Source organism: Streptomyces sp. NPDC029216, from assembly GCF_040648015.1.
In the GTDB taxonomy this organism is placed as follows: Bacteria; Actinomycetota; Actinomycetes; order Streptomycetales; family Streptomycetaceae; genus Streptomyces.
In genome coordinates this window covers 1-1,639 of the sequence record NZ_JBEZWL010000308.1, presented here as the reverse complement: position 1 = coordinate 1,639, position 1,639 = coordinate 1, and the positions used below count along the sequence as shown (strand labels likewise).

Below are 1,639 nucleotides of genomic sequence, written 5' to 3'. Positions count from 1 at the left end.
GCGTACGGCCGGTGCCGCCGCTGATCCCGCCCACCCACCCCGCCTGACTCCACGTTCCACCACCCCCACCCACACCCACCTCAGGAAGAGGGCCGCACACCCATGACCGCCGCCACCCGCAGCGAACACGACCTGCTCGGGGACCGCGACGTCCCCGCGGACGCCTACTGGGGCGTCCACACCCTGCGCGCCACCGAGAACTTCCCCATCACCGGCACGCCGATATCGGCCTACCCGCACCTGATCGACGCCCTCGCCGCCGTCAAGGAGGCCGCCGCCCTCGCCAACGAGGAACTCGGCCTGCTGGAGCCCGCGAAGGCCGCCGCGATCGTCGCCGCGTGCCGGGAGATCCGCGGCGGGAAGCTCCATGACCAGTTCGTCGTCGACGTCATCCAGGGCGGCGCCGGCACCTCCACCAACATGAACGCCAACGAGGTCATCGCCAACCGGGCTCTGGAACTGCTGGGACACGCCAGGGGCGACTACCGGCACCTGCACCCCAACGAGGACGTCAACCTCGGCCAGTCGACCAACGACGTCTACCCGACCGCCGTGCGGATCGCGACCGTCTCGGCGGTACACGGCCTGCTCCACGCCATGGCCGTCCTGCAGGAGGCGTTCGCCCGCAAGGCCACTGACTTCCGCGACGTGCTGAAGATGGGCCGCACCCAGTTGCAGGACGCCGTGCCGATGACGCTCGGGCAGGAGTTCTCCGCCTTCGCCGTCATGCTCGACGAGGACCGCAGCCGTCTCTCGGAGGCCCTCGGGCTCATCCACGAGATCAACCTCGGCGCCACCGCGATCGGTACCGGCCTCAACGCCCCGGCCGGCTACGCCGAGGCGGCCCGCCGGCACCTCGCCGGCATCACCGGGCTGCCCCTGGTGACCGCCGCCGACCTGGTCGAAGCCACGCAGGACTGCGGCGCGTTCGTCCAGATGTCCGGCGTCCTCAAGCGGGTCGCCGTCAAGCTCTCCAAGACCTGCAACGACCTGCGCCTGCTGTCCTCCGGACCGCGCGCGGGCCTCGGCGAGATCAACCTGCCGCCGGTACAGGCCGGTTCGAGCATCATGCCCGGCAAGGTCAACCCGGTGATCCCGGAGGTCGTCAACCAGGTGGCCTTCGAGGTGATCGGCAACGACGTCACCATCACCATGGCGGCCGAGGCCGGACAGCTCCAGCTCAACGCCTTCGAGCCGGTCATCCTGCACTCCCTGTCGAAGTCCGTCACCCACCTGCGCGCGGCCTGCCTCACCCTCGCCGAGCGCTGCGTGGCCGGCATCACCGCCAACACCGAAACCCTGCGCGCGACGGTCGAGAACTCCATCGGCCTGGTGACCGCGCTGAACCCGCACATCGGATACACCGCCGCCACCGACATCGCCAAGGAGGCCCTGAGGACCGGCCGGGGCGTGGCGGAGCTGGTCCTGGAGCGCGGCCTGCTCCCGGCCGAGCGGCTCGCCGCCCTGCTGCGCCCGGAGGTGCTCGCGGGCACCGGAGCGTCCGGGGCCTGACTGGGCGGGGGGGGGGGCCGGGCCCCCCCCCCGCCCCGGCCGGGGCCGGGGGCGGGGCGGGGGGGCCCCGCGCAGGGCGGCGGGCCCCTGTAATATATAACGGCCAACACCCCGCCCAAGCCGGAGA

Annotated in this window: 1 protein-coding gene; it reads left to right on the top strand. The window is 72.2% G+C overall.

The features are described from left to right. Nucleotides 1-102 precede the first annotated feature (102 nt). Entirely contained in the window at nucleotides 103-1,512 is a 1,410-nt protein-coding gene (gene aspA / locus AB0F18_RS39220; protein WP_362070328.1) for an aspartate ammonia-lyase, read from the top strand. Nucleotides 1,513-1,639: the final 127 nt, after the last annotated feature.

What these genes read in the sequence shown, in the direction of transcription:
- aspA (WP_362070328.1), top strand. Translation starts at nt 103, where the DNA reads ATGACCGCCGCCACCCGCAGCGAACACGACCTGCTCGGGGACCGCGAC.